This window comes from Mesorhizobium sp. USDA 4775 (assembly GCF_054062655.1).
Window position 1 is genome coordinate 5,292,552 of record NZ_JBSSFM010000001.1, and the last position, 16,849, is coordinate 5,309,400.

The following is a 16,849-nucleotide window of genomic DNA, read 5'->3' on the forward strand; positions in this document are numbered from 1 at the left end:
TAACGTCACGGCCAGCGCCGGCCCTGCGAAATCAAGCTCAATTCTTTCGCGACAGCGCCGCCCCTCATCGGCCTGCCGGCACCTTCTCCCCGTAAACGGGGAGAAGGGAGCTCATCTACCCTTCGACAGCGAAAACGCCGTCTCCAGCACGGCGGCGAGAAAACATATCCTGATCGGCTCGATCAAAATGCCGGTGGAGGAATCCTGGAACGGGCTGCCGAACAGCAGCGTCACGCCGTGCGAGAAGATCTGCCAGACATCGAGCTCGTGCGGGCCGATCAGCCGTGTCGCGCCGAGCCACAGCCAGGCGGCGCCCCAGTCGATGAGGCGATAGCCGATGATCAGCGTGCACAGAAGGAGAAGGCTGGAACTCACCGTCAGCCGCACGCCATTGGCGATCGGCAGGTAGCGCGAGCGGTAGCCGGCGATGAAATGCTCGACGAAGTCGCGCAGGAATTTCGGCAGGCCGGCATAGCGCTTGCCGAAGCGCTCCACGCGATTGTGCACGCGCATCAGGGCCGCATCGTCGCGCACGTCATAGCCATAGATCAGCGCCGCCATGACCAGCCAGATCAGCGGCAGGAGCATGTAGAAGAACAGGTTGACGGCGACTGTCGACGGCGCGATCGAGGTGATCTCGACCGGCACCATCGGGGCCGCCGTCGCCACCGGCACCGGACTCGCCAGCCCATCGGCCGACGCCTGCACCACCGACCAGAAGGACCGGCTCATCAGCCATTGCAGCGCCGTATCCTTCCAGCGGCTGATCACATAGAGACCGACGAAGATCCAGTTGGTCTCGCAGATCACCACGACGATCTGCCAGAACGAGGCGGTCTTGGTTTTCGTCTGCATGAACTTGGCCAGCCGGCGGATCAGCCATGACACCGCCACCGAGATCAGCAGCCAGCGCGAATCCAGCACGTCGAGCACATTTCCGGCTTGGCCGAAATCGGCTTGGTCGAGCGTGGCGCGCGAATATTGCCGCACGATATCGCCGAGGAACCCCCAGGCCGCGTAATAGGCGAAGAAAGGCAACAGCGCGATGGTGATCATGCGCACCAACCGCGAGCCGCGCCGGTCGCCAGTGACCTGCTCCTCCGCGGCCTTGTCGGCGCCGCGCTGCGCGGCCAAGAGATGCGGCAGGCCGGAGCGCAGCACATGGAACATCGCCACCGTCACCACCAGTTGCGCCAGCGCCACCAGTGTCAGCATGGCAAGCCCGGCGAAATGATTGGCGAGCGCCACTTTCGCCGCCAGCTGCAGCAGGAGATCGCCGGCCAGCACCCCGGCCAGCACCAGCGCAACAAGCTGCGGCCAGAAGCGCCGCAGCAGCGAAAAACTCAAGCTGATCGGCCTGATGATATCGGCAAACATGAGGTCTCTCACGATGCCACCCGCCCCAGGCCTTTCTAGCAAAGGGCGATCGTTTTGCAACCGGGCCGGGAAATGGCCGCGCATCTCCTTGGTTCAATGCCGGGATGCCGTGGGTACCGTGGCGGCCCTGATTCCGTCGAATTGATACGTTGATTGGTCGGCTCGAAACCCAGGGAAGGACCGCCATGAAACCCCTCGTTCTCGCCGCCCTGTGGGTGATGGCGCTTGCTCTGTCCGCCCATGCCGCCGGCAACAGCACATCAGGGCTTGCTGACGCCACGGTGCTGATCGTGCGCCATGGCGAAAAGCCCGACAGCGGACCCGGTCTGTCGCCCGAGGGCGAAGCCCGCGCGCAGGCCTATGTCGCCTATTTCCAGCCCTTCCTGCTCGACGGTGTCGCCTTCCGGCCCGATATGCTGGTGGCCAGCGCCGATTCGAAGAACAGCGCGCGCGAGCGGCTGACGCTCACCCCGCTCAGCCAGGCGCTGAAACTGCCCATCGACCAGCGCTTCGCCGACAAGGACGTCAAAGCCCTCGTCGCCGCACTCTCCAGTGAAACCCACGGCAAGTCGATCCTGATCGCCTGGCATCACGGCCAGCTCGGAAAACTCATCAAGGCCTTTGGCGCCGACCCGCAGGCGCTGCTGCCGAACGGCAAATGGCCCGGCGATGTCTTCAACTGGGTGGTGGTGCTGCGCTTCGATCAGGCCGGGCATCTGGTGCCGGGCTCGGCGCAGGTGGTCGAGGAGCAGTTGCCGGGGTGATGCGCCATCTTCCCTTCTCCCCCTATGGGAGAAGGTGGATCGGCGCGTCAGCGCCGAGCCGGATGAGGGGTGCTCCAGCTTGGCGCCACGCTTGTTCTGCGGCGGGTATATCGGCGCAAAATCATCAACGCCTCGTTCCGTCGAACACCCTCATCTCCGCACCCGCGACTTCAGCCACCGGTCAAACGCCACCGCCAGGATAAGGATCAGCCCGATCACGATGCTTTGCGTGTAGGACGAGACATTGTTGAACTGCAGCCCGTTCTGCAGCACGCCGATCAGCGCCGCACCCACCACCGTGCCGCCGACCGAGCCGATGCCGCCGAACAGCGAGGTGCCGCCGATGACGACGGCAGAAATCACCGTCAGCTCATAGCCGATGCCGGCCACCGCTTCCGATGAATTGAGCCGCGCCGACAGCACGAAGGCGGCGAGCCCGGCGAAGAAGCCGACGATGACATAGACCGAGACCAGGATGCGGTCGACGCGCAGGCCAGACAATCGGGCCGCCTCGGCATTGCCGCCGACGGCATAGACGGCGCGGCCATAGCGCGTGTAGCGCAGCACGATGTGGCACAGGATCGCGGCGATGGCGAAGATGATGGCCGGCACCGGCACCGGGCCGATCAGCCCCGTGCCGAACCAGCGCATAGAGGCGTCGAAGCCCGAGATCGGGCCGCCATTGGAGATGGTCAGCGTCAGCCCGCGAAACACCGTCAACCCGCCCAGCGTGACGACGAAGGGCGGCACTTTCAGTCGGGTGATGGCAAGCCCCTGCACGCCGCCGGCGGCGGCGCCGACGATGACGGCCGCCAGCAGCGCCGCGAACCAGCCATAGCCCTGCGTGCCTGAGGTCGACAGCGACAGCGTGTTGGCCGCACCGCCCTTGGCGACGACGGCGGCGACCATGCCGCAGAAGGCCAGCAGCGAGCCGACCGACAGGTCAATGCCGGCGGTGAGGATGACGAAGGTCATGCCGAGCGCGATCAGCCCGGTGATCGAGATCTGGCGCGTGATGTTGAACAGATTGATCGGGTCGATGAAGCTCGGCTTCAGCACGGTGAAGACGACGACCAGCGCCGCCAGGAACAGCAGCGGCCCGAAACTCATCAACAGCCGCGCGATCGTCGCGCCGCCGCGCTGGCTCTGCTCTTCGGCGATGCTCATCGTGCCTGATCCTCCGCATCCTGCCCGCGCGCATTTTGGCTGTCGAGCGCCATCAGTTCCATCAGTTTTTCCTCGTTTGCCTCGACACCCTGCATCTCACCGGTGATGCGGCCCCGGCGCATGGTGACGATGCGGTCCGACACCGCCAGCACTTCGGGCAGCTCGGACGAGATCATCATCACCGCGATGCCGCGCGCTGCCAATTGCACCAGGATCTGATGAACCTCCGCCTTGGCGCCGACATCGACGCCGCGCGTCGGCTCGTCGACGATCAGCACTTTCGGATCGCGCGCCAGCCAGCGCGCCAGGATCACCTTTTGCTGGTTGCCGCCCGACAGGCCCTCGATCGCCTGCTCGGCCGAGGCCATGCGGATCGACAGCATCTTCCTGAAACCCGACAGCGCGTCGCGCTCGCGCCGCTCGGCCATGAAGCCGAAACCGTTGCTGAACGTGCCGAGCGACGCGACCGAGAAATTCGGCAGGATGCCAAGCGCGGCAAAGATCGCCTGGTGCTTGCGGTCCTCCGGCACAAGGCCGATGCCGAGCGCGATGGCATCCGCCGGTGAGGCCGGCGCGATCTGTTTGCCGTCGAGCGTGATGGTTCCGGCCGCGATGCGGTCGGCGCCAAAAATGGCGCGCGCCAGCTCCGTGCGGCCCGAGCCGACAAGCCCGGCGACGCCGAGGATTTCGCCGGCCTTGAGATCGATGTCGACGCCGTCGAGCACGATGGCATGCGGCGCCTCGGGATCGCGCACGGTGCGCAGACCGCGCACCGACAGCACGACATCGCCGGCCACCGCGCGCTTCGACGGCCTTGCATAGAGTTCGGAGGCCGCTCGGCCGACCATCTTCTCGATGATCCGCGGCAACTGGATCGGCCGCCCCTTGTCGCGGTCGAGATGTCCTGCCAGCCGCCCGTCGCGCAGCACCGTCATGCGGTCGCAGATGGCGGAGGCCTCCTCCAGCCGGTGGGTGACGAACATGATGGCGACCTTGTCCTGGCGCAACCGGCCCATGATCGACAACAGCCGCTGCACCTCGGTCTCGGTCAGCGCCGAGGTCGGCTCGTCCATGATGATCAGCCGGCTTTTGAGCGACAGCGCCCGGGCGATCTCGACCAGCTGCTGCTCTGCCACCGACAGCGCCGAGACCGGCGTCATCGGATCGATGGAAAGGCCGACACGGGCGATGATGTCGCGCGAGTCGCGCTCCATGCGCTTCCAGCTCACCAGGCCGAACGGCCCGACCGGCGCGCGGCCGATAAAGATGTTCTCCGCCACCGTCAGCGTCGGGATCAGGCTGAGCTCCTGGTAGATGGTGACGATGCCGAGCCGCTTGGCATCCTGCGGGCTGGACGGCGCGTAGTCGGCGCCGTCGAAAGTGATGCGCCCGCTGGACGGCGGCATGACGCCCGACAGGATTTTGAGCAGCGTCGATTTTCCCGCGCCGTTTTCGCCGAGCAGGCCGAGGATCTCGCCGGGGTGGATGTCGAGCGAGACGTCGCTCAGCGCGGTGACACCGGCGAAATGCTTGGTGACGCCCTCGACGGCAAGCAGGACAGGTGCGGCTTCAGCCAATGATTGCTTCCTCGATGCGGTTCATGCTGGTCCCGTCAGCGCGTGAACACCCCCTCTGTCCTGCCGGACATCTCCCCCGCAAGGGGGGAGATTGGCTGTCCATTCGGCTTTCGCTAATCTCCAACGTCGCAAGGAAAGTGCCGTCATCGACACTGCCGATCTCCCCCCTTGCGGGGGAGATGCCCGGCAGGGCAGAGGGGGGTGCTGTCCCGCCGGCCTCATCCAATCAGCCTACTTCGTCTCGCTCAACCTCTCGGCCTTGTCGAGATTGTCCTTGCCGATGACGATCGGCGTCAACAGCACCAGCTTCTCCTTCGGCTCGGTCTTGTTCTTGGCGTAGGCGACCGCGATCTGCACGGCGGTGCGCGATTGCTGGCCGGGGAACTGTTCGACCGTGCCGGCGAGCTTGCCGTCGCGCACGGCAACCAGCGCTTCCGGCAGCGCGTCGAAGCCGTAGATCTTGACGTCGGTGAAGTTGCGCGCCGCGCAAGCCTCGAGCGCGCCGAGCGCCATGTCGTCATTGGCGCAGATGATGGCGTCCGGCTTGCCATTGGCGGCGAGCCCGGCTTCCGTCACCGACAACGCCTCGGCGCGGGCGAAGTTTGCGGTCTGCTCGAAGATGATCTGGTACTTGTCCTTCAGGGGATCGAGCACATTGTGCACGCCCTTGTTGCGGTCGATCGCCGGACCGGCACCCGGCTGGCCCTGCAGATGGAATAGCTTGGCGCCGTTGGGGAACGCCGCCACCATGGCTTGCGCCTCCGCCTCGCCACCCTTGACATTGTCGGCGCCGACATGGGCGAGGATGCCCTGGACACCGTCGACGCGGCGGTCGATCGTCACCACGGGAACACCGGCCTTGACCGCTTCCTCGATCGCCGGCGCCAGCGCGTTGACGTCGAGCGGCGAAATCACGATGGCGTTGACCTTCTGCACCAGCGCCGCTTCGATGTCGGCGGTCTGCTTGGTGGCTGAATTCTGGCCGTCGCTTTCGGTCAGGTTAACGCCTTGCGCCTGCGCTTCGGCCTTGATCTCATTGAGCATGTGCACGAAGAACGGAAAGCCAAGATTGGGCACCGAGCCCAGTATGGTCAGCTTGTCCTCGGCGAACGCCGAAGGTGCTGCAAGCATCATGGCGCTTGCGGCCACGGACGTCATCAGGAATTCACGTCTGTTCATGGTTGATCTCCTCCACAAGAACGCACGCCCCGGAAACCGGGACGGTTTCAGGAAGGATCATGCGTCGGTTCAAAGTGTTGGAGCATCCTCCTTGCGCAGGACAGCGCATGCCGCTCCAGCTGATCGCCGTTGCAAAAACTGCCTCCCATCGGCATCAGCAAGGGAATGCTAGCCCAGGGTCAACCATTTGTGCAACATCGATATAACAGTGCTGGAGGCGAATTATCGGAATTGTCGGAATTTTGATCAAACCGACTTGCCTCGGCTTCCATTCCGGGGCTGCGGCCCTAGTTTGAACCCCCGAGTCCTTCTGAAGATCAGTCCGTCCCTGGAGAATTGCATGAAGCCGCATATCATCTGCCATATGCTCGCCTCGCTCGACGGCAGTCTTCATCCGAGCCGCTACACCGCCAGCCGGGACGGAACCCGGGCCGAGTGGTCAGGCCTCTATGAGCAGATCCACGGCGATCTCCGGGGCGACGCCTGGATCGTCGGGCGCGTCACCATGGCCGAGATGAGCAAGGCCGGCGCGCACCCGCCGGCGCATGCCGGCAAGGTCGAGCGGCCGCATCATTTCGCGCAACGCGACGCGGGAACCTATGCCGTGGCGCTCGATACCTCCGGCAAGCTCCACTTCGCCAAGCCCGATGTCGGCGGCGACCATGTCGTGGTGCTGCTTGGGCGTGACGTCTCCGACAGCCATCTGGCCGAGCTCGCCGCCGACGGCGTGTCCTACATCGTGTCGGAAACGGCCGAGATCGATCTCGCCGCCATGCTCGACGTGCTCGGGCGTGAGCTCAGCATAAGGCGTCTGCTGCTCGAAGGCGGCGCCGGCATCAACGGCTCCTTCTTCGCGGCCGGGCTTGTCGATGAACTAAGCCTGCTCGTCGCGCCCGCGCTCGACGCGCGGGCGGGAAACCAGGGTTTTGTCGAGTTCGGCGAAAGCGGCCTCGCCGGCAAGATGCAGCTGTCGCTGACAAGCTGCGAAACGCTGGCGCATGGGCTGATCCACTTGCGCTACGCCGTCAGCCCTGGCTGAGGCCGCAGCGCCTCAATAGCGCATGGCGTCGAGATCAGCGATCAGCGTCGGGCCGGTCGGGTGCCAGCCGAGCCGTGCCTGGGTCAGCGCGCTGGACGCGGGCAGGTCCATGGGGGCGAACATTCCCATCCAGCCGAAATGCTCCGCCGCCTTTTCCGGCGCGATCGAGACGACGGGCAGGTTGAGGCCCCGGCCAAGCGCCTCGGCGATGGCGCGCACCTCGACGCCTTCCTCGCCGACCGCGTGATAGCGCGCGCCCGGCTGGCGCTTTTCGACAGCAAGCCGGTAGAGCCGCGCGGCGTCGGAGAGATGCCCCGCCGAATAGCGATTGCGGCCTTCGCCGACATAGGCCGAGACGCCTTTTTCGCGCGCGACCTCGATGAGCGGCGAGATCAGCCCCTGCTTGACCGGATTGTGCACCTGCGGCAGGCGAACGACCGACAAATTGATGCCGGCCTCCAGCAAGGCATTGCCGGCGAGTTCCGATGCGATGCGCGGATTGGGATGGCTGGCGTTGAAGACGTCCTCGACCGCCAGTTGGCCATGTCCGGGGCTGCCCATGCCGACGCCCGACGTGATGACCAGCGGCCGGTCGGATCCGGCCAATGCCTGGCCGAGTGCCGCGATCACTTGGCTGTCCTTTTCGCAGTTCTCGGCAAAGCGCGAGAAATCATGGTCGAAGGCGGTGTGGATCACGGCGTCCGCTTCGGCCGCGCCGCTGCGCAGGCTTGTCGGATCCTCGAGGGTTCCGCGATGCACTTCGGCGCCCGCCGCCGCCAGCGCCTCCGCGCCGGCATCGGAGCGGGTGACGCCGACCACCTCATGGCCGGCCTGGATGAGTTCGGGAACAAGCGCCGAGCCGATGAAACCGGTGGCGCCGGTCAAAAAGATACGCATGCAAAATCTCCTGCACAGTTGCCTGCGCAATATCTCCGGTCTATTATTCCATTAAAGTAGTGACCTTATCATGGTATAATGCCTAACAGGATGCCCACAAACTCAGCCGGCACGCTCGCAGCCTTCCTGAAAGACCGGCGCACCCGGCTCGATCCCGCCTCGTTCGGCTTCTCCGGGCGCCGGCGCACGCCGGGGCTGCGCCGCGAAGAAGTCGCCCAGCGCGCCAACATCAGCCCGACCTGGTACACATGGCTGGAACAGGGCCGTGGCGGCGCGCCTTCGGCCGATGTGCTGAACCGCATCGCCAAGGGGCTGCTGTTGACCGAGGCGGAGCGCGAACATCTCTTCATGCTGGGGCTCGGCCGTCCGCCCGAGGTCCGCTACCGGGGCGACGAGGGCGTCAGCCCCCGGCTGCAGCGCCTCATCGACACGCTCGAGGCCAGCCCCGCTTTGGTCAAGACCGCCACCTGGGACGTCGTCGCCTGGAACCGAGCCGCCGAGATCGTGCTGACCGACTACGGCACCATCCCCGCCGGCCGGCGCAACATATTGCGCTTCATGTTCCTCACGCCCCACATCCGCGCCAAGCAGAATGATTGGGAAAACCTTGCCCGTTTCGTCGTCGGCGCTTTTCGGGCCGATGCGGCGCGTGCCGGCGCCGTCTCCGAGGTCACCCAGCTGGTGGACGAACTGTGCAGCGGCAGCGCCCGAGTTCGCCGCGCTGTGGCAGGAGAATGACGTGCTCGCCCATGGCGACGGGACAAAGCGGCTGAAGCACCCGGAACTGGGTGACATCGAGCTGGAATACTCGTCCTTCGCGGTCGACGGCCGGCCGGATTTGAACCTGACGGTCTACAACCCGATCGACAGCAAGGTCGCCGACCGCATCCGGGCTTTGGCGCGGCGTCCAAAGGGGTAAAGGCTGGGCTCACTGCGCGGCGTCTTCGTCAAGGACGCTCGCATACCGCCTTCAGGATCTGCAAGGTCGGGCCCCAGTAGAGATTGGCGTGCGGGCGGATCGCCGGTTCGGCGAAGTCGCAGAGCGGCAGCGTCAGCAGCGTTCCCTGATCCGCCGGCGCCAATGCGAAACGGACCAGCGTTTGGTTTTCGGGCACGTCCGCCAGGCGCGAGGCCGACAGCGTGCTCCAGTAGCTGTAGGAGAACAGCCGCTCCGGCTCGAACGCCCGGACCGTGCCATGGTTCTCGAACCGCATGCCATGCAGCAGCCCGCGTATCACGATCGCGCCGCCGGCATGCCCTTCCAGCCTGACGGTCAGTTCCTCGTCCGACATCCATTGCCGGATCATCGCGGGCGTCGTCAGCACCTGCCAGACCTCAGCCGGCGCTGCCTCGATAACGATGGTTTTGACGATCGGTGCGGAGGGATCGGTCATCCCCGCATTTACCGCGACTGCCGGGGGAAAGTGTAACGCAATATCGGTTGGCACTTCCGCGCAATTTCAGCTGGCGGCAATTTGCGCCTTGGCGCGAACAGCCCCTGCTGGATCAATCCTTGCCGGTCTGAACAATCGTGCTTCCACAATTTGATCACCGGCCGGCGACCGCGACTGATATGCTGGACGGTGTCACCAAAAGTGAGGCCCGGCCCGATGGAGAAAGAGGCATCGCAGTTGCACTGGAACGCAACTTATGAATCGAAACGCGAGGACGGCGTCAGTTGGTTCCAAGATAATCCCGAGCCCTCTCTTTCGTTGATAAAAGAGATTGCCGATCGCAGCTCTGCCATCATTGACGTAGGGGGCGGCGCCTCTCGATTGGTGGATAATCTTCAGGAACAACACTTTGAGGACGCCACTGTCCTGGATCTGTCTGCGGCGGCGATCGCGGCGGCTCGCGGTCGACTGGCTGGGACAGGCGGCCAAATCGATTGGATCGTGGCTGACATTCGCACCTGGTCGCCGAGGCGACTTTACGATGTCTGGCATGACAGGGCTGCCTTCCATTTCATGGTCGAAGAAGCGGATCGTGACGCTTACCTGTCAACACTCGGACGGGCACTCGCACCGAATGGCTACGCGATTATCGCGACTTTCGCGCTCGACGGGCCGGAGAAATGCAGCGGCCTGCCCGTTCAAAGATACGATGCAAGCAAGCTCGCCCAAGTCCTTGGATCCGGCTTTGCACTGGTTCGCACACTCGACCATCTGCATCTGACGCCATGGGGCTCCTCTCAGTCCTTTCAGTTCAGCGTTTTCAGGCGAGCACCTGACACGTAACCTGGCGCTGCTGCAAAACTGTCCGCGCCCGGCGCCGTCGTATCGGCCGTGCCGCCCTTTTCACCCCTACGCGATTGCCGGCTGATCAGCGCGACGGCGGCGAAGGCGGCGATGCCGAACAGGCCGACCACGACATTGAGCCACAAGGCCGGGAAGACGCCGAGGCTCGATATCATCAGGGTCAGGCCGAACGGGGCGAAGGCGGAGCTGAACTGGCGCGCCGCCGTGATCCAGCCGACATAGGAGCCGTAGCGTTCCTGGCCGAACAATTCGAGCGGCAGCGTGCCTCCGACAATGCTCATCAGGCCCGAGCCGAAGCCGAAAAGCACGGCAAACAGCATGGCGCCGGGAACGGAGGGCGCCACCATCAGCAGCACGGCAAGGCCGCCGGCCAGTCCGGCGGTCGCACCGAGCGCCAGCGATGTCTGCGACAGGCCGCGACCGAACAGCATGTTGACCAGCCGGCTCGCCACTTGCGACGGGCCAAACAGGCTGGCGACCAGCACCGAGGCCCCGCCGAGACCGACCAGAGTGAGCAAGGGCACCATCTGCACGAGGATTGCCGAAAGCATGAACCCCTCTATGGCAAATCCGGCCAGCACCAGGACGAACAGGAGCGACCATCGCCGGTCGGGCGCTGGCCCCGACACGCCCACCGTTGCCGGGACGATCCGCTCCGTCGCCTTGCCGGTACGGTTGGAAAGCCGGGCCAGCCACCAATGGATCGGCAGGCAGACAAAGGCGTCGAGCGCGGCAAAGAGAGCGAGAACCTCGCGCCAGCCGAGATGCTGGTGCAGGAGCGTCGTCAGTGGCCAGAACAGGGTCGAGGCGAAGCCGGCGATCAAGGTGAGATGGGTGATGCCGCGCCGCGCACCGCCGAGCTGCACGATGGCGACGAAGGCCGTGCTGTAGAGCACGAAGCAGGAGGCGAGTTCCATGGCTAGCACGCCAAGCGCAAAGCCGGCGCGCCCCGGCGCCAGCGCGCACAACAGCAACGCGCCCGCCGCCGCCAGCGATCCCGGCACCATCAGGCGCCCTGCCCCGACCCGGTCCGCCAGGCTGCCCGCGAACGGCGCCAGTATGGCGCTTGCCAGCAGCGACACCGACAGCACCGCGAACACCCATTGCTGCGACCAGGCGAGTTCCGCCGCCACCGCCGGCGCCAGGATGCTGTAGCTGTAGTAGAGCGTGCCGTAGCCGACGATCTGCGTGGTGCCCAGCGCCCAGATGGCGCAAGCGGGGATCTTGGCGTCGCTCACTCGGCGGCTTCCATCTTGCCCGCGCAACCGCAACCGCTTTTGCCGGCGGCCTTGGCGTCGGCATCCGCCACGCAGCACGCATCGATCGCCGCCGGCGCCGGCCCGCCGCAGCAGCCCTGCGACGCACGGCCAGCCGGCACCGTGCAGACGCCGGTTTCGGGCAGCACCAATTGCACCGCGTCGGCCGCCGCCATGTCGCCGGCGAGCGCCGCCCGCGACCGAGCGCACCTGCTCGTAGCCGGTGAGCAGCAGGAAGGTCGGCGCGCGGCCATAGCTTTTGATGCCGACCGTGTAGAAGCCTGGCTCCGGATGGCTGAGTTCGCGGTGGCCATGCGGCGGCACGTCGCCGCAGGAATGCTCGTTGGGATCGATGAGCGGACCGAGCGCCTTGACGCCTTCCAGCCACGGATCGAGATCGAGCCTGAGCTCCCGGGTCAGCGACAGGTCCGGACGCTGCCCGGTCGCGGCGATGATGCGGTCGACGGGGCCGAGTTGCAGCAATCCCTCCTCGCTTTGCCCCTCGACGATCAGCCTTCCGTCACGCTCGCGGATCGCAAGCGTCGCAAAGCCCGTCACCAGCTGGACGCGGCCGCTTTCGGCGAGGTCGCGGATATCGGCGCCGAGTTCGCCGCGCGCCGGCAATTGGTCGGCGTCGCCGCCGCCATAGATGCGCACGAGGTCGGTTCCGCGCACCGCCCAGATGAAGGCCGTGCCGGGCGCGACATCCGCCAGCCCGGCAAGGTCGAGCAAGGCGTTGGCCGCCGAATGGCCGGAACCGGCGACCAGCGTCGTGCGGCCGGCATAGAGCGCGCGGTCGCGCCCAAGGACATCGGGGATGCCGTAGGCGATGCGGTCGGCGAAGTCGGCCTCGCCTTCGGCCGCGATGCCGCCGGCGCCGAGCGGATTGGGCGTGCGCCATGTCCCCGAGGCATCGATGACCGCGCGGGCGCTGTCGCGCCTGGTGCCATTGGCGGTTTCGACCACGAGCATGAAGGGCCGCGTCCCACGCTCGCTGCCGCGCACCTTGTCGGCGCCCCAGCGCGATATGGCGACGACACGCGCCTTGGTTTCGATCGCTGGCGCCAGTTCCGGCAGGTTGGCGAGCGGCTCGAGATAGTGCGCGACGAGTTCATCGGCGGTGGGAAAGGCTTCCGCGTCCGGCATCCGCCAGCCATGGGCTTCGAGCAGCTTCCTGGCCGCCTCGTCGACGCAATAGCGCCAGGGCGTGAACACCCGCACATGGCCCCAATCCCGCAGATTGGCCGCGACACCGCTGCCGGCCTCATAGAGCCTCACCGGCAGGCCCCGGGCCATGAGATGAACAGCGGCGGCGAGACCAACCGGACCGGCGCCGATGACGGCGATGGGCAGATCGTTTTGCATCAGCTTCTATCCTTCCGGTACTATCGAAATAACAGGCAAAAAAATCAGGCGGCCGCGTCCCCCGCTGCCGGGCTGCAGGCGGCATCGGCGCAGCATTCGTCGGCCAGAAAGCCGATCAGATCGTTCATCATGGGATAGTTGGCGCGGCAGATCAGCGTCGTCGCCTGCCGCTCCTGGCTGACCAGCCCGGTCAGGATCAGCCGGTGCAGATGGTGCGACAGCGTCGAGGCGGCGATGCCGAGGCTCTCCTGCAAATAACCGACCGGCCGGCCCGCTTCGCCGGCCCGCACCAGGATACGATAGAGGTTCAGCCGCGTCGGATTGCCGAGCGCTTCCAGCTGCTTCGCTGCTTGTTCGAGTTTCATGGAAATAGCATGCGGCCGGCGACGGAAACCGTCAAGTCCTATTTCGAAGAATATCGAAATAGGCTTCAGACGACCCGCTTGCCGCTCGCGTCGATGACGACCTCGCCGTCCTCCTTGGTGAACGCGCCGATCTCCGGATTGGGCAGGATGTCGAGGACCTTTTCGGACGGCCGGGCCAGCACGACGCCGAGCGGGCTCACCACGATCGGCCGGTTGATCAGGATCGGATGCGCCAGCATGAAATCGAGGATCTCGTCGTCGCTCCATTTGGGATCGCCAAGGCCGAGTTCCGCATAGGGCGTGCCCTTCTCGCGCAGCAGCGCACGCGGCGTCATCGCCATCGCCTCGATCAGTTCGACGAGCCTTTCGCGCGACGGCGGCGTCTTCAGATACTCGATCACCTGCGGCTCTTCGCCGGATTGGCGGATGATCGCCAGCGTGTTGCGCGAGGTGCCGCAATCGGGGTTGTGATAGATGGTGATGGTCATTGCGCGGCTTTCATCTGAGTGAGGGTCTTGGGTTCAGCCAGCAGCCATCCGGCCACGGCCAGCGCCAGCAGCGCGCCCACCAGTTCCGCCGCTATGAAGGCCGGCACATCGGAGGGCCGGATGCCGGCAAACGTGTTGGAGAAGGCGCGCGAAATGGCCACCGCCGGATTGGCGAAAGAGGTCGAGGCCGTGAACCAATAGGCTGCGGTGATGTAGAGCCCGACCAGCCAGGGGATGGCGTCGCTGCGGAAGCGCAAGCCGGCAAGGATGGTGAAGACCAGGCCGAAAGTCGCGACCAGTTCGGCCAGCCACTGCCCCTGCCCGCTGCGCACCGTCGCCGACACCTGCAGCAGCGGCAGCTCGAACATGGCATGCGCGACCAGCGTGCCGGCGAGGCCGCCGAGAATCTGGACAGTGATATAGCCCAGCGCGGCCAGCCAGCCAATGTCGCGCCGCAGGCCGAAAACCAGGGTAACAGCCGGGTTGAAATGCGCGCCGGAGATTGGCCCCAGCGTGGTGATCAGCACCACCAGAATGGCGCCGGTGGGAAGGGTGTTGCCGAGCAGCGAAAGTGCGACATCGCCGGTCAGCCGTCTGGCCATGATCCCCGAACCGACCACCGTGGCGACGAGCATGGCGGTGCCCAAGGCTTCGGCTGCGAGGCGGCGACGAAGATCGGTCATGTCAAGCTCAACATTTGCAGGTCACCGCCTGGAGGATCGGCTGGCAAAGCTCCGGCGCGCCATTGCAGCAATCCTCCATCAGATAGGCCAGCAGATCGCGAAACCCGGTCATGTCGGCCGTATAGCGGATGCTGCGGCCTTCGCGCTCGGCATGGACCAGCCCGGCCTGGCCGAGGATCTTCAGATGCGCCGACATGGTGTTCTGCACCGTGCCGAGCCGCGTCGCGATCTCGCCTGCCGGCACGCCCTCGTCCCCGGCCCGCACCAGCAGCCGGAACACCTCCAGCCTGGTTTCCTGGCCGAGTGCTGCGAGCGCCAGCAATGCTGTTGTCTTGTCCATCGATCCATCTATCCAGATGTATGGATTAGTGGCAGCGGACCATGACAGTGGTGTGACGACCAGGGCTCACGCCTTGTGCCGGGAACCCGTCGTGCGTGGTTCGCTCAGATGCGGGCGCCAGCCATGCACGCGGTCACGCCCGGCGGCCTTGGCGCCATAGAGGGCCTCGTCGGCGCGCCGCAGCAGATCGGCAATCTCGATGTCGGCACTCCCGTCGAAAGTGCCTACCCCGATGCTGACGGTGACGATGCCCTTTTCGCTGCCGGCATGCGCAAGCCGGAGGTCGCGCACCTTGCCTCTAAGGGTCTCGGCGATGACGAAGGCGCCTCTGGCGTCGGTCTCGGGCAGGACGATCGCGAACTCCTCGCCGCCATAGCGGGCCGCCGCGTCGGCCGGCCGCCGCGCCGTTGCCTCGATGCAGCCGCTGACGGCGCGCAGGCATTCGTCGCCGGCCGGATGGCCATAATGGTCGTTGAACCGCTTGAACCAGTCGACGTCTATGATGAGCAGGCTGAGCGGTGTGGCGTTGCGCCGGCCGCGGGCGAATTCGCGCGCCAGCGCCTCGTCGAAGGCCCGCCGGGTCAACAGTTCGGTCAGCCCGTCGCGATGCGCGAGGAGGTTCAGCTTCTCGTTGGCGGCCAGCAATTCCGCCTCGACCTGCTTGGCCTCGGTGATGTCGGAAAACACGCTCAGGCTGCCGCCATTGCCGGTCGGCCGGGTCCGCACGTCGAGCCAGCGCCCGTCGGCGAGCCGGATCTGGCGGTGGCTGGCATGCGTTTGCGTGACCATGATCTCGGCAATCCAGCCCTCGACGGCGTCGGGCGGCGTGATGCTTTCGCCGCGTGCGACCGAGGCACGCAATATGTCGCGATAGTCGGTGCCGGGCACCCTGATGTCGGCCGTCTTCGGAAACAGGGCCCGATACTGGGCGTTGCACAGAATGAGCTTTCCGGCGGGATCGAACATCACCAGCCCGTCGGCCATGTGCGTGAGCGCGTCTCCCAGCCTTGCCTGGCTTTCCGCCAGCTCGGTCTCCAGCCGCTTGCGCTCGGTGATGTCGCGATTGTGCGTGATCAGGCCGATGACGGCCCCGGTCCTATCGCGAAACGGCGCCTTCAGTGTCGCCAGCCAGCCATCGGTGCCGTCCTCGTGGTGAAGATGCTGCTCGATGGTGGAGGCGGTGCCGGATGCCAGGACGGCGAGCTCGTCCTCGCGGAATGCCCGCGCCGTTTCGCTGGGGTAGAAATCGAAGTCCGTCTTGCCGATCAGCGCCTTCGCGTTGGCTGCGTGCATCAACTCGGCGGTTGCCGGATTGGCGGCGATGAAGCGTCCGTCGAGATCCTTGACGTTTAGGCAGTCGGGCAATGTCTCGACCACCGCCTTGAAGATGCGCCTCGATTGCAGCGCCTCCAAGCGACGCCGCTCCTGGTAGAGCGCCAGCCCCGACATTGCCACGGAGACAAAGATGAGCAGGCTGGAGGGAAACACCACCTGCGGCAGAACCGTCTGTACGACCGAGCGCGGCAGGACGCTGAGGCCGAGCAGCGAGCCACACGCGGCTGCGGCACCCAGGATCATGATGTCGGCCATGCTGGGCCGGCGGCCCCTGAGTGCAAGATTGCCGGCAACGCCCACCAGCATGGTGGCCGCGATCCCGACCGCTCCAGCGAAGGCGCCGATGCCACCCTCGAAAGTCCGGAAAGCACCGGCCATGACCCCGGCGACAATGCCGGCGACGGGACCGCCGAAGAAGCCGGCAATGGCGATCATCGTCGCCCTGAGATCGACCAGCACGCCCGGCTGCAACTGCATGGGAGTCAGCATCACGACGATGGCGCCGGCGCCCATAAGCAAGCCGAAGGCCGCGGCTTTTACCGGGGCCGGCCTGCGATCCAGCCACACATGCGTGTGGATCCAGACCGAAACGAACATCGCAACGACCGCGAGATTGGCCAGCAATTCGGACCAGGGCGAACCCATTGCGCGCCTTTCCTGTCACCGGGCTTTCGCCGTATCGCCCCCTCGATAGTCCCTCAATGACAACAAAGTGTTACGTCAGGCTTTTGACTCTTTGTCGAAGGAACCAGACAAGCA

At 65.7% G+C, this 16,849-nt stretch carries 15 protein-coding genes and 2 pseudogenes; 4 read left to right on the forward strand and 13 right to left on the reverse strand.

The annotated features are described in order from the left end of the window. Nucleotides 1-111 precede the first annotated feature (111 nt). Entirely contained in the window at nt 112-1,377 is a 1,266-nt protein-coding gene (locus ACVILI_RS25880; RefSeq protein WP_038648303.1) for a hypothetical protein, read from the reverse strand. A 185-nt stretch (nt 1,378-1,562) separates the two neighbouring features. Between ACVILI_RS25880 and ACVILI_RS25885 the strand changes: the two genes are divergently transcribed. Then, nucleotides 1,563-2,141 (forward strand): flagellar basal body-associated protein FliL, encoded by a 579-nt coding sequence (locus tag ACVILI_RS25885; RefSeq protein ID WP_038648305.1) that lies wholly within the window; start codon nt 1,563-1,565, stop codon nt 2,139-2,141. 150 nt (nt 2,142-2,291) lie between these two features. On the opposite strand, the gene ACVILI_RS25890 is transcribed toward ACVILI_RS25885, so the two are convergent. From ACVILI_RS25890 to ACVILI_RS25900, 3 genes are all read right to left on the reverse strand, one after another. Further along, nucleotides 2,292-3,308 (reverse strand): ABC transporter permease, encoded by a 1,017-nt coding sequence (locus ACVILI_RS25890; protein ID WP_038648308.1) that lies wholly within the window; start codon nt 3,306-3,308, stop codon nt 2,292-2,294. Beyond that, nucleotides 3,305-4,885: a sugar ABC transporter ATP-binding protein gene (locus tag ACVILI_RS25895; RefSeq protein WP_038648311.1), complete on the reverse strand. Its 1,581-nt coding sequence runs from the start codon at nt 4,883-4,885 to the stop codon at nt 3,305-3,307. Before ACVILI_RS25895 ends, ACVILI_RS25890 begins: the two co-directional genes overlap by 4 nt. A 231-nt stretch (nt 4,886-5,116) precedes the next feature. Continuing rightward, nucleotides 5,117-6,064 carry a substrate-binding domain-containing protein gene (locus ACVILI_RS25900; protein ID WP_038648314.1) on the reverse strand — a complete coding sequence of 316 codons (948 nt, stop codon included), beginning with the start codon at nt 6,062-6,064 and terminating at the stop codon, nt 5,117-5,119. Between the two features lie 340 nt (nt 6,065-6,404). Here ACVILI_RS25900 and ACVILI_RS25905 point away from each other — a divergent pair, with 340 nt between their 5' ends. Continuing rightward, on the forward strand, nt 6,405-7,103 hold the full coding sequence (locus tag ACVILI_RS25905; protein ID WP_019859577.1) for a RibD family protein: 699 nt from the start codon (nt 6,405-6,407) through the stop codon (nt 7,101-7,103). Between the two features lie 12 nt (nt 7,104-7,115). Here the strand turns inward: ACVILI_RS25905 and ACVILI_RS25910 are convergent, their stop codons facing one another. Further along, entirely contained in the window at nt 7,116-8,000 is an 885-nt protein-coding gene (locus tag ACVILI_RS25910) for an SDR family oxidoreductase (RefSeq protein WP_038648317.1), read from the reverse strand. 78 nt (nt 8,001-8,078) lie between these two features. On the opposite strand from ACVILI_RS25910, the pseudogene ACVILI_RS25915 reads away from it, so the two are divergent. Next, nucleotides 8,079-8,919: pseudogene (locus tag ACVILI_RS25915) on the forward strand (helix-turn-helix transcriptional regulator). A 28-nt stretch (nt 8,920-8,947) separates the two neighbouring features. Here ACVILI_RS25915 and ACVILI_RS25920 read toward each other — a convergent pair. Next, nucleotides 8,948-9,394: an SRPBCC family protein gene (locus ACVILI_RS25920; RefSeq protein WP_038648323.1), complete on the reverse strand. Its 447-nt coding sequence runs from the start codon at nt 9,392-9,394 to the stop codon at nt 8,948-8,950. A gap of 216 nt (nt 9,395-9,610) precedes the next feature. Here ACVILI_RS25920 and ACVILI_RS25925 point away from each other — a divergent pair, with 216 nt between their 5' ends. After that, nucleotides 9,611-10,237 (forward strand): class I SAM-dependent methyltransferase, encoded by a 627-nt coding sequence (locus ACVILI_RS25925; protein WP_038648326.1) that lies wholly within the window; start codon nt 9,611-9,613, stop codon nt 10,235-10,237. Here ACVILI_RS25925 and arsK read toward each other — a convergent pair. The 7 genes and pseudogenes from arsK to ACVILI_RS25960 all read right to left on the reverse strand — a co-directional run bounded on the left by arsK (nt 10,201) and on the right by ACVILI_RS25960 (nt 16,735). Next, nucleotides 10,201-11,574, reverse strand: coding sequence for an arsenite efflux MFS transporter ArsK (gene arsK, locus ACVILI_RS25930; RefSeq protein WP_457102648.1), 1,374 nt, complete (start codon nt 11,572-11,574; stop codon nt 10,201-10,203). The genes ACVILI_RS25925 and arsK overlap by 37 nt on opposite strands. After that, nucleotides 11,493-12,879 (reverse strand): annotated as a pseudogene (locus ACVILI_RS25935) (NAD(P)-binding protein). Before ACVILI_RS25935 ends, arsK begins: the two are co-directional and overlap by 82 nt. A gap of 44 nt (nt 12,880-12,923) precedes the next feature. Next, nucleotides 12,924-13,244, reverse strand: a complete 321-nt coding sequence (locus tag ACVILI_RS25940) for an ArsR/SmtB family transcription factor (RefSeq protein ID WP_038648332.1) — start codon at nt 13,242-13,244, stop codon at nt 12,924-12,926. A gap of 65 nt (nt 13,245-13,309) precedes the next feature. Continuing rightward, a complete protein-coding gene (arsC, locus tag ACVILI_RS25945; protein ID WP_038648335.1) occupies nt 13,310-13,732 on the reverse strand; it encodes an arsenate reductase (glutaredoxin) in 423 nt (140 codons plus the stop codon). After that, complete coding sequence (locus ACVILI_RS25950) at nt 13,729-14,415, reverse strand: aquaporin (RefSeq protein WP_038648338.1); 687 nt, start codon at nt 14,413-14,415, stop codon at nt 13,729-13,731. Before ACVILI_RS25950 ends, arsC begins: the two co-directional genes overlap by 4 nt. A 7-nt stretch (nt 14,416-14,422) precedes the next feature. Continuing rightward, nucleotides 14,423-14,755, reverse strand: a complete 333-nt coding sequence (locus tag ACVILI_RS25955; RefSeq protein WP_019859588.1) for an ArsR/SmtB family transcription factor — start codon at nt 14,753-14,755, stop codon at nt 14,423-14,425. A gap of 66 nt (nt 14,756-14,821) precedes the next feature. Beyond that, nucleotides 14,822-16,735, reverse strand: a complete 1,914-nt coding sequence (locus ACVILI_RS25960) for a diguanylate cyclase (protein WP_019859590.1) — start codon at nt 16,733-16,735, stop codon at nt 14,822-14,824. Nucleotides 16,736-16,849: the final 114 nt, after the last annotated feature.